Here is an 18,889-nt window from a genome sequence, read left to right as displayed (position 1 = left end):
GCGAATGGCGGCTGTCTTGCACCCCGTACATACACTTCCCGACCCGGCATAGGCAATAGCATCTTCTTGCCTACCGGCATGCCCCGTATGCGGTAACCGCCAGCGACACCTCGGCGGGGTATACGACAGGCCATGAAGCGAGATCAACTCCGCCCGGGGTCGGCCCGAAATCGCTGAATGCCGAGTGCCCATCCCAGGGCCGGCGCGATGCAGGCGGCCGAGACGAGTGCACAGGCAGCGAAGCCGAAATGCTCGAAGATCGGGCGATAGAGTAACGCCCCAGCGAAAACGCAGAGATAGGTGATGGCGCTATACAGCCCCATGATCGCACCGCGTTGCAGAGGGTCGAGTTCCGTGAGCCGGCGGACAAGCAGGTTGAGCCCCACGTGGTTGGCCAACCCCCACACCACACAGAGCGCCAGCAAGGCAACCGGGAAACCCGCGGTAGCCGCCAGGCCGAGGTAGGCGAGCGCCAGGCTCGCGAAGGCGGCGGTCGCCGCCATCAGCGTCCCGTAACGGTCGATCAACCGCCCCAGGGCGGCGGCCAGGCCAAAGCCCATGCCATAGGCGAAGGTCGCCAGGCCGGCGAAGGCGGTCGGCAGCCGCAATGTCCCGCCGAGGTGCGGTCCGAGATAGGTATAGAGCCCGTAGAAGGCCGTCATGTAGGCGGCGACATTCAACAAGGCTGCGGTGATGCCGGGCACCCGCAGTGCCGTCAGTGGCGACGTCGGCCTGGTGCCGCGCGCGGCAGTCCCCCAGTTCTTGCTCCTGCCAACGCCAAGCGCCAGCCCAGACGCGCCCACGGCCAGCACGGAGAATACCGCACGCCAGTGCAGAATGTCGGCCAGCACGGCCGAAAGACTGACGCCCGCGACGAGGCTCAGCGTCCATCCCGTCAGTACGAACCCCAGCGTCTCGCTCTCACGGCCTTTCTCGGCGACCTGGGCCGTCAGCACGTATATCGCGGGCAGCGCGGTTCCCGCCGCCAGGCCGGCCAGCCCCTGTGACAGGCAAAGCATCAACAGCGAAGGGGATAGCGCCGCGCTCGCCAGCGCCACGACGAAAACGAGCAGCGCGCGTACCAGCGCACGCTCGGCGCCGATCCGGTCCACCGTGGAGGCCAGCGTCAAGGCGCTGACTGCCGTCGCGAGCCCGTAGCTGGCTGCCGCGGTCATGACGTCGGCAGCGTCGACACCTTCAAACGACCGAGCGACCGACGACGCGATCGGGCTCAGCACCAGGGAATTGGCACCGATGACGGCAATCGATCCGGTCAGCAGCAGGACATTGCGGGTGAACATGACTCGCTCCAAATTAGATTCGGAATTATGATTAAATTGTCGAATCTACTTCGGAGCAATTGAAAAAATGCCGAACGACGCAAAAACAGAAGAGGTTCGGAGTCACGCCGCCGACACGCGTCCACTCGATGCCTTCGACCGAAGGATATTAGGCGAACTCGCGGTAGACGCCAGTCTCAGCTACGCCGAATTGGGGCGTCTTGTCGGATTGTCGGCCCCCGCGGTCCACGAACGTGTGAAGCGACTCCGTGCTTCCGGGCGAGTGCGCGGCACCGTGGCGGTATTGGACGGTCCATCGACAGGCAAACCATTTCTTGCCTTCGTGCATGTCGACACCACGGGATGGGGCAAGACCCACGAGCTGATGGCTCTCACCGAACTCCCGGAACTGGAAGAGATCCACTCGGTCGCCGGGGATACCTGCATGCTGCTCAAGGTGCGCTGCAAGAGCAGCCGGGCGCTCGAAGGGTTACTCGCCCGGCTCTATGCCATGCCATGTGTAAAGGCGACACGCAGCTATGTCGTCCTCTCGACCTATCTCGAGCGCACGCCACAGGCGGACATCACTGACGCTCTGGAAAACGATCGCTCGATGGCCCATCCCGGGCAATGACGCCCTCTTCCGCTTGGGTAAAACCCTATTGCCCGATGGAGGCAAGCCGGTTATCCGGCGGATTGACGGCCATAGCCGGCCATCACATGCTTGGGCCCCCTATCGACACAAGCGTCCAGACTGTCTTGCAGGATGCGGCATTCGGCGCGCTTCTGCTTGACGAAGGCCGTCAGCATCGGATCCAGTTCAGGGGTGGCATTGGCGTCCAGCAGATGCTCGGAGAATCGTAGCGAGTAGTCGGCGACCGCGATTGCCTGCGTCAGCGTTTCCATGGCCATGTCACGGTTGACGACAAAGAAGTACTGCTTGGCATGGCGGGTTTCGTGCGCAGTGAGCGTGTCCGGTAATGCCAAGCGTTGTGAGGCTTGCCGTTGCTCGTCGAGACGTCGCTCGCATTCGATGCCTAATGCGGCCATTAGCTTGCTCATTCCCAGATCGAAGGGCAGGAAGCCAAAGGCTAGGCGGCGATAGTGATTCATTTCCTGCCTTTCGTGAGCATTGGCCAAGACCAGCAGTTCCTCCGGCAGAAGAACCAGTTTCGCGACGTCAGTCTGATCATGTGGCATAACAACGGTCTCCTGTGGGTTGGGAGCCGATCCTGACTCCATCCCATGAAGGTAGGGGAACTTCCGTCGAACCACCCTTGATGGCCGTCAAATTTTGGCGTTTCAATTCCAATGAACCAGACATTTCACCCATCGAGTACGAGGGAGATCAACGCGTCGGCAGAGCGGGCCGCGCCTCCTTACTTAACGGTATATTTCGCCGCCTCCCAGATAGAGCGACAACCCATGGCACCTAATCGCACCAGTACTGTCTCAAGGTCGGGCACATCGATCATGGCTGGCAGTGCCAGCCACACTCGGGTGTCCCAATTCCACTCGTCAGGAGGATAAGCCCATGGGAGCCATCGACGTCTTTGCCATCGGACTCACAACGGCAGGCCTCCTCGCCATCGCCGCCTACGCCGTCATGGAAAGCAGGCAGCATCTCATCCGTCACAAAGTCCGCAGCGACGAGCAGGAACCCCACCGCCCGCGCCGCCGCGATTGAGGTGATGGCGACACACGACAGCGCTAATGCTCGAGCGCCAGGTCACGACGAATGGCTGGGGCGCTCGAGAGTGTCCAGTGAGCCGCGCGACAGCGTCAGGCAGCGATACTAAGTGGCTTCCCTGTCGAGTAAGACACGTTTGCGCTCGATACCCCAGCGATAACCGGAGAGAGCACCATCGGCGCGCACCACACGATGACAGGGAATGGCGACGGCGAGCGCGTTGGCTCCGCAGGCACGCGCAACGGCACGTACCGCCTTCGGCGAGCCGATTCGCTCCGCCACCTCCGCATAGCTGACGGTTGAGCCAACCGGTATCTCGGTCAGGGCGTGCCAGACACGCTGCTGAAAGGCGGTCCCCCGGACATCCAGCGGGAGGTCGAGACCGAGTTGCGGTGCCTCGACGAATCCCACGACATGGGCCACCCAGCGATCGAAATCCGCGTCACCAGCCACCAGCGTGGCGTTCGCGAAGCGATCCTGGAAGTCGCGCAGCAATTCATCCGGATCGTCGCCCAACAAGATAGCGCAAATCCCCTTGTCACTGGCGGCCACCAGAATCGTGCCCAGCGAACACTCCCCCAAGGCAAAGCGGATTTCCGCTCCGCTGCCCCTCGCTCGGAATGTCGTCGGAGTCATGCCGAGAATACGGGAAGAGGCGGCATAGAAGCGTCCGTTGGAGTTGAAGCCTGACTCGTAGATGGCCTCTGTCACCGTCTCGCTACGCAGGAGCTCCTCCCGCACTCGGTCGGCGCGACATGCCGCGGCATAAGCCCGCGGCGTCACACCAGTACTCGCTTTGAACACTCGGTGAAAATGGAAGCGGCTCATGCCTGCCGCTTTCGCCAGGTCGTCGAGCGCCAGGGAATCTTCAGCGCTTTCGATCAAACGGCATGCCTGGGCCACGGCTAGTGCATGGCGCTCTGCAAACGGGGTTTCCTGCGGCCGACAGCGTTTGCACGGCCGGAAACCGGCGTGCTCGGCCGCTTCGACGCTGACATGAAACTCCACATTCTCCCGCCGCGGCCGCCGTGCGGCGCAGGAAGGTCGACAATAGATCCCGGTGGAGCGCACCGCATAGACAAAAACGCCATCCGCAGCGACATCACGGCGCTGGACTGCTCCCCACTTGTCATCGTCGGAGATGAATGGGTGTGCCTGGTTCGGGGGCTTCTCGGTCATGATGGGTTCCCTTCCCGACTTCGGGCGCAACGGTTGTCATGATTGACCAGCATGGCGTCGTTGTTCTTATCCGGCACTCCGTCTCTTGCTCTCGAATCGCCGCGACAGGCATGTGCCACATAGGCAGAGCGTAGCATCGCTGAACACAGAGATTCGGCAGCAAGAAGCGGAGTGAACGTGGCAGGCCGGGCCGGCATGGTCGGTGTCAGAGTCGCGATCGCGACTCGGGATGCACAAACCATCGGAGGAGATCCAAGATGAAGACACTTACCGGAAAGGTGGCCATCGTCACGGGCGCAAGCTCAGGAATCGGCTATGCCAGCGCCAAGCTGTTCGCTGAAGAAGGCGCTACGGTCGTCGTCAGCGGGCGGCGTCAATCCGCACTCGAGGCACTTGTCGCCGACATTGAGCAGTCGGGGGGTGAAGCCGTACTCGTGGCCGGCGATGTTCGCGACGAAAGCTTGGCCAAGGCACTGGTCGACACGGCGCTCGAGCGTTTCGGCGGACTCGATATCGCCTTCAACAACGCCGGGACGGCAGGCGTGATGGGGCCGGTGTCCGATATGGCACTGAGCGACTGGTGCGAGACGCTCGACACCAATCTGACCAGCGCGTTTCTGGGAGCCAAGTACCAGGTGCCAGCCATGCTGGAGCGAGGCCAGGGGAGCCTGATATTCACCTCGAGCTTCGTCGGCCATTCGGTCGGCATGCCGGGCATGGCGGCCTATGCTGCGAGCAAAGCGGGTATCATCGGCCTCGTGCAGTCGCTGGCGGCAGAATTCGGTGCCAATGGCATTCGTGCCAATGCGCTGCTACCCGGCGGCACCGACACTCCCTCGAATATCGCCAATGCTCCCGATGCTGGTCCAGAGGTGCAGGCGTTCGTCGAGAATCTGCACGCCTTGAAACGCATGGCGGCCCCTGGTGAAATCGCGAGGACAGCGCTGCATCTCGCGTCCGATGCTTCCCGTTTCATTACCGGGACAGCCCTGCTGGTCGACGGAGGCGTATCGATCAGCCGCACCTGATCGCTTTCTGCACCCGCTGTGGCCGGGCCCTCTTTCCGGGGGCCTCGGCCTTCGGCGACGGGCATCGGCACCATTCAGGACATTGCCTTGTCCGAATCAAGGGATTTGTCTTTTGTGATGCCAGGAGCAAACGATGCACGACGGTTACCGCAAGCTGTCACGCCGCACGGTGCTGCAAGGCATGCTGCTGACCGCGGCTGCGACGGCGCTGCCTTCCCTCGCGGCTCCGGCCAATGGCGAAGGGCCCTTGACCAGGCCGATCCCGTCCAGCGGCGAGCGGCTGCCCAGGGTCGGCCTGGGCAGTTGGATCACCTTCAACGTCGGCAACGACCCGGTGCTGCTGAAGGAGTGCACGGCGGTAATGGAGCACTTCTTCAAGGGAGGTGGTGGCATGATCGACTCCTCGCCGATGTATGGCTCTTCCCAGGCGACGATCGGCCACGGATTGAGCCAGCTCGGGGCGGTCGACCAGGTATTCTCGACCGACAAGGTCTGGACCTCGGACGTTGACAGTGGACCAGCCCAGATCGCGGAGTCCCGCGCCGAATGGGGCGTGCCGCGCTTCGACCTGCTCCAGGTCCACAACCTGGTCGCCTGGGAGGAGCATCTGAAGACGCTGTTCAGGATGAAGGAAGCCGATGAGGTACGCTACGTGGGCATCACCACCTCGCACGGCCGGCGTCATGATCAGTTTGAAGCCATCATGCGCAACGAGCCCCTGGACTTCGTGCAGCTCACCTACAACGTCGTCGACCGCGAAGCCGAGGAACGCCTGCTGCCGCTGGCCAGGGAGCGGGGCATCGGGGTGATCGTCAATCGCCCCTTCCAGCAGGGCCGGCTGACCGAACGCCTCGCCAGCGAACCGCTGCCGGAATGGGCGACAGAAGTCGACGCCGACACCTGGGCGCAGTTCATTCTCAAGTTCATCATTTCTCACCCGGCGGTCACCTGCGCCATTCCCGCCACGACCCGTGTCGATCATGTGCGTGAGAACATGGCCGTAGCCGCGTCACCGCTGCCCGATGACGCCATGCGCCAGCGCATGGCCGCGTACGTCAGGGAACTGTGATGTCCGAATGGTGGACCTACCGGCTCGAGGACCTCCTGCTCTTTTCGCCGCGCGTCTACTGGCGGTTGTTCGAACTGCACAACCAGGCCCTCTGGCCATTGCCGCTTCTCGCCCTGTTGCTGGGAGTGCTTATGCTGGTCGGCCTGCTGCGACCTCGCCCCTGGTCCGACCGGCTGATTGCCGCACTGCTGGCAGTGGCCTGGGTATTCGTGGCCTGGGCGTTCCTGTGGGAGCGCTACGCCACCATCAACTGGGCCGCCATCTACGCCGTGCCGTTCTTTGTCTTGCAGGCCCTGTTGCTGCTCGGGGTAGGCACCGTCGGTGGCCAGCTGCCGCTGATGGACAAGTGGACCCTCCCTAGAGCCATCGGGCTCGCGCTCTTTCTCTACGCGCTGGCGTTGCACCCGTTCGCGGCACTCTACGCGGGACGCGACCTGCAAAGCGCCGAAATCTTCGCTGTCGCTCCCGATCCGCTCGCCATCGCCACGCTGGGCGTGCTGGCAGCGGCATCGCCGAGACACCGGGTGTGGCCGCTGCTGGTGATTCCCGTGATGTGGTGCCTGGTGAGCTGGCTCACGCTCGACACGATGGACGCGCGTGGCGCCTGGATACCGTTGCTGGCGGTCGGCCTTGCCTTGGCTGCGAGGTCTTGGCCCACGACGTGGCGAACCGAAGCGCGGTGAACAAGGGCACCGCCGGCCATGTCGGTATGCTAGAGAGCCCGCAGTCTTCACTTCGTCCAGCCACAATGTCACCGTAGCTTCATGGCCCCTTATCAGGAGGCGACCCATGGCCACGCTGCAAGAACTCCATCAGGCACGTGAGCGCAAACGCTCGGTCTATGAGGTCCGCACCCGGTTCGTGGACGACCGGGGCGAGCCGACCTACACCAACCATCTGATTCTGGAAGACTCCCCTTACCTCCTTCAGCATGCCCATAACCCTGTCGACTGGTACCCGTGGGGCAGCGAGGCCTTCGACAAGGCCGCCAGCGAGGACAAGCCGATCTTCCTGTCGATCGGCTACAGTACCTGTCACTGGTGCCATGTCATGGAAGAGGAGAGCTTCGACGACGAAGTCGTGGCCGACCGCCTCAACCGCCATTTCGTGTCGATCAAGGTGGACCGGGAGCAGCGCCCGGACCTGGACGAGATCTACATGACCGGCGTGCAACTCACCTCGGGGCGGGGCGGCTGGCCGATGTCGAGTTTCCTCACCCCACAGGGCAAGCCGTTCTTCGGCGCCACCTACTTTCCCAGGGATCACTTCCTGGGGTTGCTGGACAAGGTCCGGCAGGTCTGGCGCGACAACCGCGACAGGCTGCTCGAGGACGCCAACAGGCTCGATGAGGGCATCCGCCAGCAGCTCGCCCCCTCCGCCACGGCGCGTCTGCCCGAGGGACTGGTCGACAAGGTGACCGAGGCCCTGACACAGCATGCCGATACCACCCATGGCGGCTTCGGCGAGGCGCCCAAGTTTCCCCAGGAGCCCAACCTGCTCCTGCTGCTGGAGCAGGTCCAGCGCGACACCCGCCCGCTAACGGAACAGCCGGCCTGGTCGGTAGTGCGTCAGGCGCTCGACGCCATGCTGCAGGGCGGGATCTACGACCAGGTGGGCGGCGGTTTTCACCGCTACGCCACCGACCCGGCATGGCAGGTGCCCCATTTCGAGAAGATGCTCTACAACCAGGGCCAGTTGGCCAGCCTCTACCTGTGGGCCTGGCAGCTCTCCGGGCACGGGGAATACCGCCGGGTCGTCGAAGAAACCCTGGACTACGTGCTGCGCGAGATGCGCTCGCCCAGCGGCGGCTTCTACTCGGCGACCGACGCCGATAGCGAGGGCCAGGAAGGCAAGTTCTTTGTCTGGGACTACACCGAACTAACCGCCCTGCTGGATCCCGCCGCCCTGGTGCTGTGCGAGCGGGTCTACGGGGTAACCCGAGAAGGCAACTTCGAGGGCGCCAACGTGCTCCACCTGCCCCGGCCACTGGACGAGGCGGCCGACGCCTTGGCCATGCCGCGCTACTCGCTCGACAAGGCCTTGGCCGACCTCAAGCATCAGCTCTACGCCGCCCGCTCGAAGCGCCCCGCGCCGCTGCGCGACAATAAGCAGATCAGCGAGTGGAACGGCATGGTCATCGCCGCGCTGGCCCAGGCGGCGGATGCCCTGGAACGGCCCGACTACCGCGATGCCGCCATCGCCGCCGCCGACGACCTGTGGCAACACCACCACGACGAGACGCAAGGCCGATTGTGGCGAACCAGCCTCGACGGCGTGGCCTCGATAGCAGCGCAACTCGAGGACTATGCCCATGTCCTTAACGCCCTGGTGGCCCTGTATGACGCCACCGGCGAGCGACATTGGCTCACCCGCGCCCGATCGCTGCTCGATGAACTGCAGGCCCAGCATTGGGATGAGGGCGACGGCGGCTACTTCGTCTCAGCGCCCGAAGCCGTGGGGCCGCAACTGGTGCGCAGCAAGAGCCTGAGGGACGGTGCCACCATCTGTGGCAACTCGCTGATGCTCCCGGTGCTGATCGCGCTTCACCAGCGCACCGGCGAGGCCGCATTGCGTCCCCTGATCGAACGCCAGATCGAGGCCTTTTCCGGCCACATCGCCCAGATGCCGCTGGCCGGGCCGGTGTTCCTGCAGGGGTTGCGCCAGTGGGACAGTCCCGCCCCGGGCCCGCTCCAGTACCTCGCCGAGGGTGCCATCCGCGTCCGCTGCCGTTCCGAACGACCCGATGACACGCGCCTGCAAGCGACCCTCACCCTCGAGATCGATCCAGGCTGGCACATCCAGGGCCACGACAGCGACGCCGCTGAAGCGACACGGGTGGGCATTCGCAACCCGGACGACTGGCAGGAGGTGAGGATCCACTACCCGACGCCCGAGCGCAGTCCTGCGGACGGCACCGACCAAGCCGAGTCGATTCACTCGGGGCACCTGACCATCGTCCTGGAAGCGAACGCCACCTCCCCCTGCCCACTGGTGGCCGAGCTGGCGCTGCAACCCTGCACGCAGACGGAATGTCTGCCTCTGGAGCGGCGGGAGTTCGTGATCCATGGCTAACGCCTCGACGGCGAGGGTCAGCGATTGTGACGCGAGCGCGACGACTGAATCCCATCGACAGACGGGGGCAATGACGAATGGAAGCTAACAAGGCAACGTCGACCGACGACCTGGCGGAAAAGGTCCGCTTCCTGAGCCAGCCGGAAGCCTACCCGGATCAGCCTGCCAGCGTGCAACTGGTGGAAACCCACTTCTCCTATGTCTTCCTCACGGATACCCGGGTCTACAAACTGAAGAAGAACGAGCGCTATCCCTTCCTGGACCTGTCGTCGCTGGAGGCCCGGCTTGCGAACTGCCGGGAGGAAGATCGCCTGAATCGGTGGCTGGCGCCGGACGTCTATCTGGGAATCGTGCCGTTGCACCGCACCTCGGAAGGCGCGCTGAGTCTTCACCCAGACGGCGCCGTCGTGGACTACCTGGTGCACATGGTGAGATTGGCGGATGAACGGAACCTGGAATATCAGTTGTGCCATGGCGGCCTGCAACCGACGGACATTACCGCCGCCGCCGATTGGATGACGGAATTCTATCGGCATACGGACAGGAAGGGCACGACCGACGTGGCAGCTCGCCGCCGCGATTGTGAACGAACCGCCGAAGAGTTGATGGAACTGGTGAACGATTCGCGAGTGCCCGAGTTGCGGGACCAATTGCTTCGCTGGATGAAAGCCAACGACCGGTTGCTGGCGCAACGCGCCCTGGTGGATGCCCATGGCGACCTGCGGCCCCAGCACCTCTACCTCGGCGCCCACCCGCGAGTCATCGACCGTTTGGAATTCGACGCCTCCCTGCGGCGGCTCGACCCGCTTGAGGAACTGGCCTTTCTGACCCTGGAGTGCGACCGGCTGGGGCAACGCTGGGTGGGCGAGCATTTTCTCGAACGCTACGAGCTACTCTGCGACGATACGTCACCGCCGGGCCTGGTGCCTTTCTATCAGGCCAGCCGGGCACTCACCTGGGCGCTGCTCAGCGCCAATCACCTGGTGACCAACCCGGAAAGCCGGGGCCATTGGCGGGAACGCACGCGACTCTATCTGGACATGGGAATGACCAGCCTGCGGTCAATGGTTTAGCGGAGGATCGGGGTCGTCCACGCGTTGTCCACTCAGCGCCAGGATGGTTCGAGCGAGTTGTGGCTCCACCCGCAGCAAGCGGGCACGCTCATCGGCCCCCTCCGGCAGTGGCCGCGAAACGGTGTTGGTGTAAAACAGGCGATCGGGCCCGGAGCGCTCGAACAACACCGCGGAGCCCGAGGCAAAGAGGCCATGCGTGGCGCAGGCGATCACCCGTGCCGCTCCGGCATGGCGGCACGCCTCCACGGCGCGCAGCATGGTGGTGCCACCCGCAATCAAGTCATCCATGATCACCACCAGCCTGCCTCGTAGTTCGCCTATCACCGCGTCACCGCTGACCTCACCTTCACTGCGGCGTTTCTCCAGAAACGCCATGCTTACCTCGTCATCGCTCATTTGCTGCAGCATCTCGCGCAACCGCTCGGCGCGCTTCACCCCGCCCGTGTCGGGCGACATGACCACCAGCGGCAGACCGTCTCGCTCTTCCATCACGGCTTCCGCCATCAGCCGACGCCCCTCCAGATGGATGACCTCGCAGCGGAAGGCATTTTCCAGGCCCGCCTGGTTGTGCACATCCATCGTCACCAGACGATCCACTCCCATGGCTTCGAACAACTGGGCCAGGTAGCGCTGGTTCAGCGGATCCCAGGACTTGGTGCGCCTGTCCTTCCTGGCATACGGCAAGTAAGGCACCACCGCCGTGATGCAGGCGGCGCCGAGATCGCGCAGGGTGGCAATGAAGAACAGTAGCCGCACCAAGCGGTCATTGGTGCTCAGTGCCGGAGCGCCCGTCAGGCGATGCACGATATAGACATCGCGACCACGCACGCTGATCTTCGGTCGCAGCTTGTGTTCGCCGTCCTCGAAATCACGCAGCTCGAACGGCGCCAGGCCGGTACCGAGATGCTGCGTCAGCGCCGCGAAGAAATCGCTGTCCTCATCCAGCAGGAAAACCACCGAAGTGGCTTCGGTCGATTGCGGTGATGTCATCTCATGCCCTCCTGTGCGCATCGTGGGCTCAACACTTCGCAAGATCAGCTGCCCTATACGCATCAGGCAATGAAAGGCTGGGAGGTGTTCAACAAGAAGGCTTCACATTCGGCGATGCACCAGTTCCCGATACACCGCCTCTGGAGCCACGCTAGCGGTTGGCCCCACTTATCGCCGCTGGCGGGCCAGGCGCGTGGCACCGGCCACCGCCACCAGCATGCCGACAACCAGGCCGGCATAACCGAGCAGGGACAACAGGAGGCCAGGCTCGACCACACGCATCACCATGGCGAGCAGCACCAGCAGGCCGGTGAGCGACATGCCGGCCCCACACAGCAGGAGTTTCATGGCACCTCCTCCTTGCTAGCTCCTAGGAAGCGCTGAAGAAATCGACGAGCAGCTTCAAGCACAAGGCGCCCGGAGCGCAGCAACCGGAGCATATGGGGTATATGTGAGGCTTGCGAGCACCGCGTAACGCGGTTATTGAGCTGTGCAGGCATTTCTTCAGTGCTTCCTTAGCGATGTAGCCAACAGGCCGAATATTGGCCGCGTCGTGGCTCGAAATCGGGCGGTTCGTCCACGTCGCACAAGCCGGCCATGGCGTGCGGGCAGCGGGGGTGGAAACGGCACCCCCGAGGTGGATGCAGCAGGCTGGGCGGCTCGCCGCGGGGGACCACTCGTTGCTTGGCGGCGTTGGCCGCGTCCGGGTCGGCGATCGCCGCGAGCAGCGCCTGGGTATAGGGATGCTGGGGGTGATCGAGCAGTTCGTTCACGCCGGCGCTTTCCACCACCCGGCCGGCGTACATCACGAAGATCCGCTCGGCGTAATGGCGCACGGTGGACAGGTCATGGGTGATAAAGGCCAGGGTCAGCTCGCGCTGGCTCTGAATGTGGCGCAGCAGATTGAGGATTTCCACCCGCACGGACGCGTCGAGCATCGAGACCGGTTCGTCGGCGATGATCATCGCCGGTTCCAGGATCAAGGCCCGCGCGATCACCACCCGCTGCTGCTGGCCGCCGCTGAGCATGTGCGGGAACTTGGGGAGGAACTCCTCGGCCGGCGACAGCCGCACCTCGTCCAGCGCCGCCCGGATGCGCTGCTCGCGCTGCGCGCGATCCTTCACTCCCTGCACGATCAGCGGCTCGGCGAGAACGTGCCGCACGTCCATGAACGGCGGCAGCGCGCCGAACGGGTCCTGCTGGACGTAACCCACCTTGGCCCGGTACGCCTTGAGTTCCCGTGCCGTCAGTCCACCCAGCGAGCGCCCCGCGAAGAGAACCTCGCCACGTGTCGGACGATGCAGCCCGAGCAGGGTCCGGGCCAGGGAGCTCTTGCCGCAACCGCTCTCCCCCACGAACGCCACCGCCTCACCACGCGCGAGCGTGAAGCTCACCCCATCGACCGCACGCACCGCCCCCACGCGCAGAAAGCCCCACTGGCGCAACTCGAACCAGGTGTGCAGGTCGTTGACCGACAATAGCGTCCCCGGCGTTGGCGCGGATCCCGCATCGGCGCCTGCCTGCCATTCGCTCATCGCTCGTCCCCTCCCGCATACAGCCAGCAACGAACCCGCCGGCGGTCGCCGAGGCGGAAGGAATCGGGATGCTGCGCACAACGTTTGAAGCGCGATGGGCAACGATCCGCGAACCGGCAACCGCTCGGCGGGTCGAGCAGGCTGGGCGGCTGTCCTGGAATCGGCTCGGGCCGCTGCTCCTGGTGCAGGCGCGGCACACTGGCCATCAGCATTTGCGAATAAGGATGCGCCGGGGCATCGAAGAACTGCGCGGCATCGCTGACCTCGACGATCTCGCCGGCATACATCAGCGCCACACGATCGGCGAGTTCGCTGGACGTCGCCACATCGTGGGTGATCAGGATGAAGCTGGTACCCAGCTCACGCTTGAGGCGCTTGAGCACGTTCATGATGCCCGCCTGGGTCAGGACATCCAGCGCCGACGTGGGCTCGTCGAGGATCACCAGCTCCGGTTCCGTGACCAACGCCATGGCCAGCACCACGCGCTGGCGCATGCCACCGGAGAGCTCGAATGGATAGCGCCGCAGGAAGTCCGTGGAGACCCCGACCAATTCGAAGACCTCCACCGCGCGCGCCAGGGCCCGTGCCCGTGGCCAGCGCCGCAACACCCGCAGCGGCTCGACGACCTGCTCGCCCACTCGCACCACCGGATTGAGGGCGTTCATCGACGCCTGCATCACCAGCGCCATGCGCACCCACTGCACGTCGCGCCGGAAGCGCTCGTCGGAAAGCGCCATCAATTCGGTCTCCCCCAGCATGACCCGGCCGGACACCTGGTGGATATTGCGCGGCAGCACCCGCATCAACGCCTTGGCCAGCGAACTCTTGCCACAGCCGGACTCGCCCAGCACCACCAGCGCCTCGTTGCGCCGCACCTCGAAACTCACGCCATCCACGGCACGCACCACGCCCCGCCGCGTCTGGTAGTGCAGGTGCAGGTCTTCCACCCTGAGCAGCGTGCGGTCGCTCATCACAGGCTCCTCAGGCGCGGGTTGAACACACGATCCAGGGCGAACCCCAGCATGGCGAAACCCAAACCGCTCAGCATCAGCAACGCCGCCGGCTCCAGCACCCAGTAGTAATAGCCGTTGTAGAGCGCACTCTGGGTCTGGGCGTCGTTGAGCACCTTGCCCCAGGTGGGCAGTACCGGGTCCCCCAAGCCCAGCACGGCGAGCGAGGCTTCCAGGAACACGAAAGTGGGAATCAGGGTGACGAAGGTGGGAATCAGCACCGGCAGGATGCGCGGGATCATGTAGCGCATCACGATTCGCAAATTGCCGGCGCCGTACGCCTGGGCCGCCTCGATATAGGGCGCCTCGCGGATCGGCAGCAACATCGCCCGGTACATCTTGATGCCGGCACTGAAGATGCCCAGCAGAACCACCACCCCCAGCATCAGCCAGATACTGGTGGAATACAGCGTGCCGACCATGACCAGAATCGGCAACATCGGCAGGATCATGTTCACCTCGGTAAGCCGCTGGATGGTGGCGTCGATCCAGCCTCGGTACCAGACCCCCAGCGCGGCGATGATCAGGGTGGTGATGGTGGTGCCCACCGCCGCCAGCAGGCCGAAGGCCAGCGCCACCGGGGTCCCCCACATCAGCGCCACGCTCAGGTCGCGGCGCTGATGGTCGGTGCCCGCGATGCCGTGCACGCGGCCGTACAGCACCAGCGAGGCCTCGAGCCCCGCCCGTTCATCGAACACCACCGCATCCACTAACAGCGTATAGCGCCCTGGCTGGGCTCGCGGCACGGCCTGGGTGTCGGATTCGGCGAGCAGCCCCACATGAGGCACCATGCCCCCCAGCCGACGCTCGAGGGCGCGATCCTGGGAGATCGAGATACGCTCCTCGCGACCGATGCGATGCCCCCCCAGCGATATCTCGCGACCGTCGGGCGTCTTCCACACCAGTCGCGCGAAGGGTTGCTGCTCGTGCCCCTCGGCACGCAGATAGAGGTTGATTTCGCTCGGAAAACCCTCGTAATCGTAGTCGAATGTCAGGGGAATCCGCAGGCGACGACCGCCCTCGAAGGCGTGCTCCTCGATATCCGCGTCGGCACTGGACACGGTGATGGTTCGCGGCTGTTCGCCGCCGGTCAGGCGATCGGCCCACACCGGGCCGGCGTTGGCCGGCGTCATTCGCCAGTGCTCGCCGCCGCGCCACAGCTCCAGCGCCTGGGAATAGGGAATGGCGATGACGGTGTAGAGGGACAGCCCCACCAACGCCAGGATGATCGCCATGCCCATGATCGCCGAAGGGTAACGGCGCAGTTCCCGCAAGCCGTCGAGCCAGCCCCTCATCGCTCGCCCCCCTCGATGCGGATGCGCGGATCCAGCAGCGCGTAAAGAATGTCCAGCAGGAACACCGTCATCGCCAGCAAGTAGGCGAAGATCACCACCGAGCCGATGATCACCGGGGTATCCCGGTGGCCGATGGCCTGAAACAACAGCAGCCCCAACCCCGGCCAGTCGAACACCTGCTCGAGAATGATGGCGCCACTCCAGAGCCCGATGAGCATCAGCAGGAAGCTGGTGATGATCGGTGGCAAGGTCGGACGCAGGATGTAGCGGCGTTCGATGAGGTTTGAGGGAAGCCCCTTGGCCCGCGCCATCTCCACGTAGTCCTCGCTGGAATGCACCAGGAAGAAGGTGCGCCAGGAATAGATGGAGACGAAGATCTGCGACAGGAACATGGCCGTGACCGGGAGCATCATGTGGCGCAGCATGCTCGCCGCATAGGCCCAGGTCCCGTCGGGCGGGGGAGCCGCCACCATGCCGCTGGCGGGCAGCACCGGCATGACGAAAGCGAACAGCAGGATCAGGAAGATGCCGTAGAACCATCCCGGGGCCGCCGAACTCGGTGCCAGGGCGATCACGCTGCGATCCAGCGGGCTGCCGTAGCGTCTCGATAGCGACAGCGCAATGAACACCGAGACGAAGAACACCAGCAGATTGGCGGTGCCGAACAGCAGCAGGGTCGCCGGCAAGCGTTCGACGATGATGTCGTAGACCGCGCGTGAGCCGCGGTCGCTGTGCATCTGCTCGGCACGCCCCAGGTTGAGAGTGATGGCCTGCCGCAGGTAGTCGATGCTGCGCAGGATGAAGGGTTCATCCAGACGCAGCCGTTCCACTTCCATCGCTACCTGGCGCTGGATCAATTGGTTGCGCTCTTCACTGGGCATGTCCTGGAAGTCGGGGTTGGCGCGCACCAGTTCGGATGCCTCGCTACGGATCTGCACCATGCGCAGTTCGTCGACCTGCCCGCCCATGTTGGCGATGACGATGGTCAGGTAGACACCGACCACCACGGTAAGGAACAGCGCCAGCAGGCGCTTGCCGGTGTAGATCAGCAGACGTCGCAGATCGCGCATGGGACCGCGCCCAGCGGGAGGTTGTGTCGGTGTTGTCGGGCTCATGGCGCACTCTCCCGCCGGCCATCGTCGGGAACCGTGGCGAAGACATGCGAGGCGAACGACGGCAGCGCCACCCGTCGACTGGTGACGGCCAGTTCCAGACTGTTGGCGCCCACCCCCAGCGCCTTGGTCGCCTCCGGCGCCAGTGCGATTTTCCACACGCCGTTGTCAAGCACCTTGGCATTGCCCTGCCTGGCCAGTTCGCCGCTGCCATCGAACAGCAGGAAGCGAACCTTCTCGATCGCCTTGCGGGCATAGGGCTCGCCTTCGAAGGTGATGTTCAGCGAGAATTCCGCGGACTCCCCGCTTTCCACGACCATCGGTCCCGCGAGATCCAGCTCCGGGATCTCCGGCCGTGTATAGCGCAGCCACTTGTCGGCCGGGTCGGGGAAATCCTCGTTGCGACGCAGCACCACGCTGCCCGACACCGGGTGCACCGACTCCAGATAGAAAGGCCCGTCACCCACCCAGAAATGCCCCCGCTGCTGGTGCCAGTCAGCCAAGGCGCGGTAGCGCTCGGCGGCTTCGCCCTCACGCATCAACGTCTCCAGCACCTCCGGGAAAGGTACGAAGTTGCGTTCGCCCGCTCGCCGTAGGTGACGTTCCAGAACCGGAATACTGGGGCCCGCCACCAGACTCATCCAATCCGCACGCAAGCGGTCGGCCTTGTACGAGGAAAAGGTCAGTTCGCCACTGCGCTCGGCCAGGATCCCCAGGCCCAGCACATGCCACGGAAGGGGAGCCGGCGCCCAGGAGGCCACGATGGTTTCCGCATCGGGATAGATCTGGTTGGTGTAGATATCGACCACCAGTGGGTCGCTGGAGACGATGCGCCAGCCTCGGAAATGCTGCTGGAACGCCTCGAAGGTGGGGAGATGGGCCACGTCATGCAGTTGGCTGTTTTCGTCGGCGCGCGCGAAGGTGAGTATCCAGGGCAGGACCACATCGGCCTGAGAGACTTGCGACCCATCGTGCCAGCGGCGCTCGAGGTATCCTTCCTCGAAGCGAATCCGCACACAGGTGCGTGCCGTGATCCCGTCCGGGTGCTTCTCACCCACCGTCACGAAATGCCCGGCCTGGGCATCCCAGTCGATCCAGGCCTCCTCGGGCACCTCGATCTCGGCAGCGGTCTCCACGCTGAGCCAGTCCAGCGTACGGGTGACCGGCACATCCTCTTGAACCGTCACTTCCGCACCCTCGATCCGCTGGGGCCGATACAGGCCGGTGAACGGATCGGGAATCAGTGCCGGATCCTGCAGTGAACGAGTGATCATCTGGTCGTAGAGCCAGTTGCTACCCGCCACCGGATTCCAGGGCTCGGTCAGCAGGCCCGGCGAGCCGAACACTATCTTCCCGCCGACACGGTCCTTGAAGCGAATGGTGTAAGGCCACAGGAACGATCCCGATAACCCACCCGCCAGGTCGGTGGCGACCTCGACGTCTCGCGAGCGCGCCGAGACGTTGAGCTGGTCCACCAGCCAGACGCGCACCGAATTCTCCATCGCCAGTTCCAGGGCGCGCGCCATCATGGTCTGGCGCTGCTCTCGGCTGTGGTAGTCGCGCTGTTGCAGACGTTCGGCGAGTTTGTCGAATTCCGGCACCGGGTCGTAGGCCTGCCACAGCGGTTCGGCACGACCTCGCGGCGTGTAGAAATAGCTGAAGTTATCCGCCTCATCGCGCTGGACCACGGCAACGATCCAGCCGCCGGTGTAGATATGCCACCGTCCGGCCTTGGGGTCACCGGCGATCCAGATCCGCGAGGCCTCCTCCGCCGTGCGGTAACGCCGCTCGACCGCAAAACCGACCTCGTCCAGCAGATTGGCGACGTAATCGCCCACGCGACGGCGCTCGTCGTCGGTACGGATCAGCATGATGACTCGCACCGGCCTCCCCTCATAGTGCCAGCGGCCATTATCCAAGCGAGCGCCGAGCGCTCGCATCTCGCGGTGAATCACCTCCTGTGCCGCTTCCGGATCGTGCGCGTAGCGCAGCTCCAGTTTCCGCGCCACGCCGGCCAGGCGGGCGTAGTCCGGAAACGCCGTACTCAATGGCAGGATGCGGGGAACGGCCAGACCGCCATAGATCTCCTCGGCGATATAGTCACGGTCGACAAGACGATTGAGTGCCTCGCGGATCTCCGGCACATGGAAAGGGTTGAGTTCGCCGTTGGAAAAGGTCGGCCCGGCAGGGTTCAACGTGAGTTCGACATTGGCGCCGTAGGACACGTCGTACGCCGCCCGCGGGGAATCGCGCAGCCGCTGGTATACCGTGGTATTGGTGATTCCCTGGGCGAAGGCGTGGTGAGTGCCTGCCTCGATCAGCCCCACCACCTGGCCCGTATCCGCCTCCTCGGTGAACACGACCTGATCCACCAAGGCACCGTGCCGGCCGGCAATCTCCAGCCCGGTCCCATTATCCGTTCTTGCATCAGTACTTGTCCCGCCCGGCGCGGCCGCCTGCTGCGGCGGCGCGGTAGGCTCTGGAACCAGGACAGCGACGAGCGCCACCACAGACAGCAGCGCCACGGCCACAAGCAGGCTCTTTCGCATGATGTCT

Annotated in this window: 17 protein-coding genes; 7 read left to right on the top strand and 10 right to left on the bottom strand. The window is 64.4% G+C overall.

Going from position 1 to position 18,889, the window contains the following annotated elements:
* Positions 1-143 precede the first annotated feature (143 nt).
* Complete coding sequence (locus ACFOEV_RS13100; protein WP_386774624.1) at positions 144-1,301, bottom strand: MFS transporter; 1,158 nt, start codon at positions 1,299-1,301, stop codon at positions 144-146.
* Between the two features lie 67 nt (positions 1,302-1,368).
* Between ACFOEV_RS13100 and ACFOEV_RS13095 the strand changes: the two genes are divergently transcribed.
* The gene (locus ACFOEV_RS13095) at positions 1,369-1,914 is read left to right on the top strand and encodes an Lrp/AsnC family transcriptional regulator (protein WP_386774622.1); all 546 of its coding nucleotides are present in this window, start codon (positions 1,369-1,371) and stop codon (positions 1,912-1,914) included.
* 50 nt (positions 1,915-1,964) lie between these two features.
* Here ACFOEV_RS13095 and ACFOEV_RS13090 read toward each other — a convergent pair whose 3' ends face one another.
* Positions 1,965-2,480 (bottom strand): hypothetical protein, encoded by a 516-nt coding sequence (locus ACFOEV_RS13090; protein ID WP_386774620.1) that lies wholly within the window; start codon positions 2,478-2,480, stop codon positions 1,965-1,967.
* 334 nt (positions 2,481-2,814) lie between these two features.
* Here ACFOEV_RS13090 and ACFOEV_RS13085 point away from each other — a divergent pair, with 334 nt between their 5' ends.
* The gene (locus ACFOEV_RS13085) at positions 2,815-2,967 is read left to right on the top strand and encodes a hypothetical protein (protein WP_386774618.1); all 153 of its coding nucleotides are present in this window, start codon (positions 2,815-2,817) and stop codon (positions 2,965-2,967) included.
* 108 nt (positions 2,968-3,075) lie between these two features.
* On the opposite strand, the gene ada is transcribed toward ACFOEV_RS13085, so the two are convergent.
* On the bottom strand, positions 3,076-4,149 hold the full coding sequence (gene ada, locus ACFOEV_RS13080) for a bifunctional DNA-binding transcriptional regulator/O6-methylguanine-DNA methyltransferase Ada (RefSeq protein ID WP_386774616.1): 1,074 nt from the start codon (positions 4,147-4,149) through the stop codon (positions 3,076-3,078).
* Positions 4,150-4,406: 257 nt separating this feature from the next.
* Between ada and ACFOEV_RS13075 the strand changes: the two genes are divergently transcribed.
* From ACFOEV_RS13075 to ACFOEV_RS13055, 5 genes are all read left to right on the top strand, one after another.
* Entirely contained in the window at positions 4,407-5,177 is a 771-nt protein-coding gene (locus ACFOEV_RS13075; RefSeq protein WP_386774614.1) for an SDR family oxidoreductase, read from the top strand.
* A gap of 133 nt (positions 5,178-5,310) precedes the next feature.
* Positions 5,311-6,246 carry an aldo/keto reductase gene (locus ACFOEV_RS13070; protein ID WP_386774612.1) on the top strand — a complete coding sequence of 312 codons (936 nt, stop codon included), beginning with the start codon at positions 5,311-5,313 and terminating at the stop codon, positions 6,244-6,246.
* Entirely contained in the window at positions 6,246-6,929 is a 684-nt protein-coding gene (locus tag ACFOEV_RS13065; RefSeq protein WP_386774610.1) for a DUF6064 family protein, read from the top strand. Before ACFOEV_RS13070 ends, ACFOEV_RS13065 begins: the two co-directional genes overlap by 1 nt.
* A gap of 106 nt (positions 6,930-7,035) precedes the next feature.
* The gene (locus ACFOEV_RS13060) at positions 7,036-9,318 is read left to right on the top strand and encodes a DUF255 domain-containing protein (RefSeq protein WP_386774608.1); all 2,283 of its coding nucleotides are present in this window, start codon (positions 7,036-7,038) and stop codon (positions 9,316-9,318) included.
* Between the two features lie 77 nt (positions 9,319-9,395).
* Complete coding sequence (locus ACFOEV_RS13055) at positions 9,396-10,391, top strand: hypothetical protein (RefSeq protein WP_386774606.1); 996 nt, start codon at positions 9,396-9,398, stop codon at positions 10,389-10,391.
* Here ACFOEV_RS13055 and ACFOEV_RS13050 read toward each other — a convergent pair.
* The 7 genes from ACFOEV_RS13050 to ACFOEV_RS13020 form a co-directional block, all read right to left on the bottom strand.
* Positions 10,380-11,381, bottom strand: coding sequence for a ribose-phosphate diphosphokinase (locus ACFOEV_RS13050; RefSeq protein WP_386774604.1), 1,002 nt, complete (start codon positions 11,379-11,381; stop codon positions 10,380-10,382). The genes ACFOEV_RS13055 and ACFOEV_RS13050 overlap by 12 nt on opposite strands.
* A gap of 168 nt (positions 11,382-11,549) precedes the next feature.
* Positions 11,550-11,729, bottom strand: coding sequence for a hypothetical protein (locus ACFOEV_RS13045; protein ID WP_386774602.1), 180 nt, complete (start codon positions 11,727-11,729; stop codon positions 11,550-11,552).
* Between the two features lie 167 nt (positions 11,730-11,896).
* Positions 11,897-12,946: an ABC transporter ATP-binding protein gene (locus ACFOEV_RS13040; protein ID WP_386774600.1), complete on the bottom strand. Its 1,050-nt coding sequence runs from the start codon at positions 12,944-12,946 to the stop codon at positions 11,897-11,899.
* Positions 12,913-13,887: an ABC transporter ATP-binding protein gene (locus ACFOEV_RS13035; RefSeq protein ID WP_386774598.1), complete on the bottom strand. Its 975-nt coding sequence runs from the start codon at positions 13,885-13,887 to the stop codon at positions 12,913-12,915. Before ACFOEV_RS13035 ends, ACFOEV_RS13040 begins: the two co-directional genes overlap by 34 nt.
* The gene (locus tag ACFOEV_RS13030) at positions 13,887-15,221 is read right to left on the bottom strand and encodes an ABC transporter permease (RefSeq protein WP_386774596.1); all 1,335 of its coding nucleotides are present in this window, start codon (positions 15,219-15,221) and stop codon (positions 13,887-13,889) included. The genes ACFOEV_RS13035 and ACFOEV_RS13030 overlap by 1 nt, the downstream gene beginning before the upstream one ends.
* Positions 15,218-16,336 (bottom strand): ABC transporter permease, encoded by a 1,119-nt coding sequence (locus tag ACFOEV_RS13025; protein WP_386774594.1) that lies wholly within the window; start codon positions 16,334-16,336, stop codon positions 15,218-15,220. Before ACFOEV_RS13025 ends, ACFOEV_RS13030 begins: the two co-directional genes overlap by 4 nt.
* Positions 16,333-18,882: an ABC transporter substrate-binding protein gene (locus tag ACFOEV_RS13020; protein WP_386774592.1), complete on the bottom strand. Its 2,550-nt coding sequence runs from the start codon at positions 18,880-18,882 to the stop codon at positions 16,333-16,335. The genes ACFOEV_RS13025 and ACFOEV_RS13020 overlap by 4 nt, the downstream gene beginning before the upstream one ends.
* Positions 18,883-18,889: the final 7 nt, after the last annotated feature.

The organism is Litchfieldella rifensis (assembly GCF_042646605.1).
GTDB lineage: Bacteria > Pseudomonadota > Gammaproteobacteria > Pseudomonadales > Halomonadaceae > Litchfieldella > Litchfieldella rifensis.
Note: the sequence above shows the minus strand (reverse complement) of the source record. Positions and strands in the feature narration are given on the sequence as shown.